Origin of the sequence: Mesorhizobium sp. M0571, assembly GCF_040320985.1 — a bacterium.
Lineage (GTDB): Bacteria > Pseudomonadota > Alphaproteobacteria > Rhizobiales > Rhizobiaceae > Mesorhizobium.
This window is the reverse complement of record NZ_JAMYQT010000012.1, coordinates 183754-189753: the sequence shown is the minus strand read 5'-3', so window position 1 is coordinate 189753 and position 6000 is coordinate 183754. Positions and strand designations below refer to the sequence as shown.

9 protein-coding genes are annotated in these 6000 nt (G+C 60.0%); 5 read left to right on the top strand and 4 right to left on the bottom strand.

Annotated features, from left to right (window positions below):
- The first annotated feature begins 269 nt into the window (after window positions 1-269).
- A complete protein-coding gene (locus NKI85_RS16735; RefSeq protein ID WP_352525693.1) occupies window positions 270-500 on the top strand; it encodes a hypothetical protein in 231 nt (76 codons plus the stop codon).
- A 77-nt stretch (window positions 501-577) separates the two neighbouring features.
- Here the strand turns inward: NKI85_RS16735 and NKI85_RS16730 are convergent, their stop codons facing one another.
- Entirely contained in the window at window positions 578-889 is a 312-nt protein-coding gene (locus NKI85_RS16730; RefSeq protein WP_352525694.1) for a hypothetical protein, read from the bottom strand.
- A gap of 276 nt (window positions 890-1165) precedes the next feature.
- Here NKI85_RS16730 and NKI85_RS16725 point away from each other — a divergent pair, with 276 nt between their 5' ends.
- Window positions 1166-1330, top strand: a complete 165-nt coding sequence (locus NKI85_RS16725) for a DUF3309 family protein (RefSeq protein ID WP_023720548.1) — start codon at window positions 1166-1168, stop codon at window positions 1328-1330.
- Between the two features lie 148 nt (window positions 1331-1478).
- On the opposite strand, the gene NKI85_RS16720 is transcribed toward NKI85_RS16725, so the two are convergent.
- Window positions 1479-1676 carry a hypothetical protein gene (locus NKI85_RS16720; RefSeq protein ID WP_352525696.1) on the bottom strand — a complete coding sequence of 66 codons (198 nt, stop codon included), beginning with the start codon at window positions 1674-1676 and terminating at the stop codon, window positions 1479-1481.
- Window positions 1677-2229: 553 nt separating this feature from the next.
- Between NKI85_RS16720 and NKI85_RS16715 the strand changes: the two genes are divergently transcribed.
- Window positions 2230-2904 carry a Crp/Fnr family transcriptional regulator gene (locus NKI85_RS16715; protein ID WP_352525698.1) on the top strand — a complete coding sequence of 225 codons (675 nt, stop codon included), beginning with the start codon at window positions 2230-2232 and terminating at the stop codon, window positions 2902-2904.
- 172 nt (window positions 2905-3076) lie between these two features.
- Window positions 3077-3604: a YciE/YciF ferroxidase family protein gene (locus NKI85_RS16710; protein ID WP_352525700.1), complete on the top strand. Its 528-nt coding sequence runs from the start codon at window positions 3077-3079 to the stop codon at window positions 3602-3604.
- 137 nt (window positions 3605-3741) lie between these two features.
- Here the strand turns inward: NKI85_RS16710 and NKI85_RS16705 are convergent, their stop codons facing one another.
- Together NKI85_RS16705 and NKI85_RS16700 are read right to left on the bottom strand one after the other, a co-directional pair.
- Entirely contained in the window at window positions 3742-4740 is a 999-nt protein-coding gene (locus tag NKI85_RS16705) for an ATP-dependent DNA ligase (RefSeq protein ID WP_352525702.1), read from the bottom strand.
- A 30-nt stretch (window positions 4741-4770) separates the two neighbouring features.
- On the bottom strand, window positions 4771-4938 hold the full coding sequence (locus NKI85_RS16700) for a hypothetical protein (RefSeq protein WP_352525703.1): 168 nt from the start codon (window positions 4936-4938) through the stop codon (window positions 4771-4773).
- 262 nt (window positions 4939-5200) lie between these two features.
- On the opposite strand from NKI85_RS16700, the gene NKI85_RS16695 reads away from it, so the two are divergent.
- Window positions 5201-5905, top strand: a complete 705-nt coding sequence (locus tag NKI85_RS16695; protein ID WP_352525958.1) for an MgtC/SapB family protein — start codon at window positions 5201-5203, stop codon at window positions 5903-5905.
- Window positions 5906-6000 lie beyond the last annotated feature (95 nt).

Sequence of the window (6000 nt, the reverse complement as noted above, 5' to 3'; positions counted from 1 at the left end):
TACCAAGGCGGACAGCGCTACTGGTCGCTGCATGTTGCTGCCATCGCGCGCGCGGCGTTAGCGCCAACATAAGGAAGACGTGGGGGGGGGGGGGCCCCCCCCCCCCCCCCCAACGCCAAACAAATGATTTGGAAACGCGCAAGGCAAAGGACGCCGGGTGGGTCCTGAAAAGTGCAACGGAACCTGCGAGATCGTACGGAATCGTACAAGCTCTTTCGTTTTGCCGCAGTCTTGCTATCGTCGGCTGGGAGAGATGGGTGGAGGCTTCCGTGGGGCAGATCAAGTCGCCGCTTGGAATCGGTATTGATACCGACACTGCCGTCCATACCGTCATGGCCGACTATCATTCCGGCGACATTCTCTCGACCACTGTCGTCATAGCCGATTTGCGCCAACGCTTTCCCTCCTTCCGGCAAACCGACGAAGAACTGGTTGGCTTCATCGTTCGGGCGCTGGACGGTCGGGAGATCGCAGTCAGCTTCGACCACCGCTGCCGTTAGACGGCCGATTTCATCGCAAACCAACGGGCCGCGGAGCGTACGCTCCGCAGCCTCGTCAGGCTATGATCAACGGGCGCTTATTTGCCGCAGTGGTTATCGTTCACCGTCGGCGCCATCGTGCCCGGAGCCTTGCCGGTCGCATCGGGTTGAGCCCCCTGCGGGCTCGGCGGGCAATTCCGGTCGGCATTCGAATTCGTCGTTGAGAAATCGCGAATGCTGTTGGTGATAGTCGAATCCGTGCCGGTGTCAGGGACGCCGTTATCCGGGACTACGACTGTCCGCCCGCTGCCGTCGGCAGCGGCTCCGGAGGGGTCGCCGGCGTTCTGCGCCATCGCTGACGTGGCCAGACCGATCGTAAGCGCCGAAGCTGCGAGAATTTTCGTGAGCATGATGCTTCTCCTTTTACGAGGGTCGTCGCGCGTTGCGACTACGAAAACAACCGTTCGGGCGCGCGAAGGTTCCGACAAATTTCCTATGAATTCAGCATGTTCTCGGGTGTTCAAGGCGGCCGGCGCGCCATTGCACAGCTCGGCATTTTCCTCGCTGTATGTGCGTGCGCCTTGCTGTCGCGCCGGAACAGGAATGCTCTTTGCGAGTTCATACCTTTGTACAATGTGAACGCGCTGATGCGAATGGCGGCAGCGCAAACAAGGAGAGCAGACATCATGGGCCTTGGAACCATTCTCATCATCATCTTGGTCCTTGCCTTGCTTGGCGGCTTCAGCGGCTTGGGCGGCGGACCGTTCTACGGCACCGGCTATTACGGCGGCGGCGGCCTCGGCCTGGTGCTGCTCATCGTCATCATCCTGGTCGTGCTTGGACGCATTTAGCGTCACGCTCACGAGAAAAACGCCTGCCGCTCGGCAACTAAGCGGTGGGCGTTTTGTCGTGAAAAGATAAGATTTTCCAGGATTTCTGGCTAAAACGGGGACCCGGTGCCGACCCCTTCGGCACCAAGGACCCCACCATAGCAGCAGCTTAGTGTTGGCGATCGGGAGCCAGTGCCGCTTTTAAATCGGCACGAAGCACGCCCTCGTTGAACAGCAACATGATACGAGCGGCCAACCGCTCACGGACCGGACTGTCGTCCGCAACACCCAACTCGCGGCAGCAGTCGTCGAGCGCTTTTCTCAGCACGCTCAGTTCGGCTGGAGTTGCTGCACCTTGCATCGACATGCCATCCTCCCTGAAAAAGGGCGAAAGCGCGAAGCGTCTTTCAAGCGTCCACTCGCCATCTCTGTGTGGACGATTTCGATTCAATTAGCGCCGCTTTCTGCCAAACTCAATGTACGGAAATTACCGAGCGGACAGATCGGGAACAACTGTCTTTCACCTGCATTATTGCAGTGATCCAAGCCACCCTCATTTGGATCAGCGGGCGTAGCCCACGACGCCCGAGAGGAGCCCGTTGCCTCTAGCGACGGGCTCTTTTGTACCAGACATTCTCGATTGTCTATTCGTACCAAACAGCCTTTGGTACGTTTCCAACTCTAACGTTCAGTCGGATGTTTTCGTAGGCAGGCGGCAGGAGAAAACTGCCGTGCATCGATTCATTTATTTATTAGTAGGCTCCATACCTTCCAACCCTTATATAAGAAACATCGTCTGAACGTTATACCGGGCGCGGACGGCTGGGAGATCAAAATGCTCTTGCCCTGTTTTGGGCCGAGCCATGTCTGATCCTGCAATTCCGACTCAAAAATCATATAAAAACAAGCTGCTGCGCCGGATGAGCGCCGACGATTTTGCGTTGCTCGAGCCGCACATTGAGCGCTGTTCGCTGGAGTTGCGGGAATCGCTCGAAGTATCGGGATCGCCGATTAAGGCCATCTATTTCCTCGAGGATGGTATTGGTTCAGTGGTTGCGAAAATGCCGAACGGCAGCGATGCGGAAGTCGGCCTTATCGGGTTGGAAGGTATGACCGGTTCCGCCCTGGTGATGGGCGACGACCACACGGTCCATGAATGCTATGTTCAACTGGCGGGAGAAGCCGCCAGGATAGACGCCGAGCCATTCAAGGCAGCGCTGACGCAAAGCCCGACACTGCGGCTGTTTTTGTTACGCTATGTGCAATATCTGCATGTCCAGACCGGCTACACCGCGCTGGTCAACGCGCGATCGAAGCTTGAAGACCGGCTGGCGCGCTGGCTGCTCATGTGTGACGATCGGGTGGCTGGCGACCGGCTGACGATCACTCACGAATTCCTGTCGATCATGCTTGGCGTAAGGCGGCCGGGTGTCACGGTCGCGCTCCAGCTGCTTGAGGGGCGAGGGCTCATCCGGTCCCGCCGCGGCGAAATCATCATCCGCGACCGCGATGGGCTCATTGCGCTGGCGGATGGCGGCTATGGCCTGGCCGAGGCCGAATATATCCGCCTGGTCGGACATATCGGCGAGCGCTGACTGTGCTCTCCGCGCCTGTTGCTGCCGCAGGTCGAGGCCCCTCGCGATACCACGCAAGCGCCGTCGGAAAAATTTTCAAAGCTCCTGATCCGTCAGGGAACTTGTTTCCCATCGGAGGGTTATCGGACGCCTCCAATTTGCGAGGCGGCCACCAACCATTCGGGAGAGGATCATGGCGACTACGAAAAAAGCCGCGAAGACGGCAAGCAAGGGCCTTGAGGACCTGTTCCTCGACGGGCTCAAAGACCTCTACTACGCTGAGAAGAAGATACTGAAAGCGCTGCCGAAAATGGCCAAGGGTGCGGAGTCGGAAGAAGTGACAGCCGCGTTCGAGAAGCACCGTATGGAAACCGAAGCCCAAGTCGACCGACTCGAACAGGTCTTCGAGATAATGGGCAAGCCGGCGCGCGGCAAGACTTGTCCGGCGATCGACGGCATCCTCGAGGAAGGCTCGGAAGTGCTCGAGGAGTATAACGGTGCTCCCGCCCTCGACGCCGGGCTTGTCGGCGCGGCGCAGGCCGTCGAGCACTACGAGATCGCTCGCTACGGTACGCTGATTGCATGGGCGGAAGAATTCGGCAAGAGCGACGTTGTCGAGCTTCTCAGGGCAACGCTCAAGGAAGAGGTCGCGACCGACGAGGCGCTTTCCAAGCTCGGCGAGAGCGGCGTTAACGAACGGGCTATGCAAGAAGCCGCATAATCTCCAGACCGTTCCGAGCCTCGGCAATGGATAGCCGAGGCTCGGCTAGCGCGGCGAACCAGTGAATTCTGCATTGGTTCCGTCGTGGACGACAGAACGGGGCAGCAAGAGCCTTGAAGCGTTGCCTCGGGGTGGCGTTACTCGATCTGCTCGAACGTGCATTGCCGGGGCTCCTTGTCCGGCCGCCAGCGCAACAGCTTGGTTCCGTGCCGGAACCGATCGCCTGTCACATGGTCGAAACGAACCTCCACCACCAGTTCAGGCTTTATGGGCTCCCATTGTCCGCTGCGCTCCGTGCTCCAGCGGCTTGGTCCGCCCGGCGCCTTGCCGGTGAAACCCGGTTTGGCCCGCAGCTTTTCCAGCCGTCTGGTCAGCGCGGCTCTGTCGTCCTTGCCGATAGTCGAGGTGAACCCGACATGGTCCAGCCTGCCTTCGTTGTTGTAGAGGCCAAGCAGCAGGGATCCGACTTCGTTGCTGCCGGCGAGATAGCGAAAGCCGCCGACCACGCAATCTGCGGTGCGCAGCCGCTTGACCTTGATCATGACGCGCTCGCCAGGCCGGTATGGCTCGGCCATCAGTTTTGCAACGATACCGTCGGTCGAGCCATGGCCGGCGTCCTGCAGCCAGCGCTCAGCGGCAGCGGCATCGTGTGTGCATTTGGACAGGCGCAGTTCGGGCCGTCCCGCCGACGCGACAAAGGCTTCGATCGCCCGTCTCCTGGCGGTGAGGGGTTCTTCGATGATGACCCTGCCACCGGGCTCGGCCAGCATGTCGAACAGGACCAGCATGGCAGGCGTCTCCAAACTCAACTTGCGGATCCTGCTTTCGGCGGGATGAAGGCGCATTTGCAGGGCCTCGAACGAAGACGAGCCGTCGACCTCGATGACGATCTCGCCGTCGGCAACAAACTGTCGCGACTTCACATCGCGCAGCACTGAGATCAGTTCGGGAAAATAGCGGCCAAGCGGCTTGCCGGATTTTGCGCGAAGATCGACGGCATCGTCATCCTTGAACACCAGGCAGCGAAACCCGTCCCATTTCGGTTCGTACTGCCAAAGCCCGTCATCGTCGGGGATAGCGTCGGCGGCTTTGGCTTCCATAGGACGAAGGTCGAGCGGCAACGGAAAAATGGTCATGGCTGGTCCATGCCGCCGCTAAGGCATTCGCTACCGCAGCGGCCCGTTCCCCTGCGCCTCGCTTTGCCGTTTCGGCATCTTGCGGCCGTTCGGTGCCGGCGAAGGCGACAGTGGATCGACCTCGTCGGACCCGCCGATCTCCTTGGTGATGCGATAGGCCAGGTAAGCGACAGCTCCGGCAACCAGCAAGCGGACCATGATTGAAAATCCTTCGTTGGCGTGAACCCACCAACCCGCGGGTCGAAGGTTTTGTTCCGCCGCTGCCTCGTCGCCGAGATGAATCGCCGGCTGCGCAACCAAAATCTAAGCGCATCGTTTGTTGCCTATCGCGACGAAAGGAATTTGCGATGAAGACGCTCTTGCCCTTACTCGCTTTGACCTCGACCCTGATCCGGCCGGCTGCGACAACAATGTCGAACAGACCAGGGCCAACAGCGGCTTCGCCTGACGGGTGACCGCGATGCTGCTCGTTGTTCCGGTTTGGCAAGACATCGCGGCACGGTTGCTTCTGACCGCGCTCGCCGGCCTGTTGATAGGGCTCAACCGGGAGGCACGCGGGCACGCGGCGGGGTTACGCACAACGGTGCTGGTCGGGCTGGCCGCCGCCATCGCAATGATCCAGGCCAGCATTCTGCTGGAGACCGTTGGCAAGCATCCCGATTCGTTTGCATCGATGGACGTCTTGCGCTTTCCGCTGGGCGTGTTGACCGGTGTCGGCTTTATCGGCGGCGGCGCCATTCTTCGCCGCGGCAGTCTTGTCAGCGGTGTCACCACGGCGGCAACATTGTGGGTGATGACGGCGATCGGATTGGCTTTCGGTGGTGGCCAATACGGCTTGGGCGCGGCCGGCACGGCGCTGACGCTGGCCACCTTGCTCGTCCTGAAATGGGTCGACCTTCGAATGTCGCGCGAACATCATGCTCAGTTGGCGTTGACCTGGAAGGCCGCAGCTCGACAGGAACTCGATACGATCATTGGGCCGCTTGGCTACCGGGCACGCCTCGTCGCAATAGAGAGGCGCCCAGATCTCAAAGACCCTGTATTCTCGTTCGAGATCAGTTGGAGACGGCCGGACACTGGGGCAGCGCCAATGGATCTGCTGGCATCGGTGGGCGAGCATTGCGAGATCCAAAAGTTTGATCTCCTCAGCGAACCTGCCCGGTAGCGGTGTGCAACGATCGTGGCCTGAAGCAGGTCATCGCTTCTCTACTCCGCTTCCGCTACCTATCTGTCGAGCAGGACTCAGGAGCAAGCAAAAGA

Coding starts and splice junctions, on each gene's coding strand:
- NKI85_RS16730 (WP_352525694.1), bottom strand. CDS start 889: ATGCTCACGAAAATTCTCGCAGCTTCGGCGCTTACGATCGGTCTGGCC.
- NKI85_RS16725 (WP_023720548.1), top strand. CDS start 1,166: ATGGGCCTTGGAACCATTCTCATCATCATCTTGGTCCTTGCCTTGCTT.
- NKI85_RS16720 (WP_352525696.1), bottom strand. CDS start 1,676: ATGTCGATGCAAGGTGCAGCAACTCCAGCCGAACTGAGCGTGCTGAGA.
- NKI85_RS16715 (WP_352525698.1), top strand. CDS start 2,230: ATGAGCGCCGACGATTTTGCGTTGCTCGAGCCGCACATTGAGCGCTGT.
- NKI85_RS16710 (WP_352525700.1), top strand. CDS start 3,077: ATGGCGACTACGAAAAAAGCCGCGAAGACGGCAAGCAAGGGCCTTGAG.
- NKI85_RS16705 (WP_352525702.1), bottom strand. CDS start 4,740: ATGACCATTTTTCCGTTGCCGCTCGACCTTCGTCCTATGGAAGCCAAA.
- NKI85_RS16700 (WP_352525703.1), bottom strand. CDS start 4,938: ATGGTCCGCTTGCTGGTTGCCGGAGCTGTCGCTTACCTGGCCTATCGC.
- NKI85_RS16695 (WP_352525958.1), top strand. CDS start 5,201: ATGCTGCTCGTTGTTCCGGTTTGGCAAGACATCGCGGCACGGTTGCTT.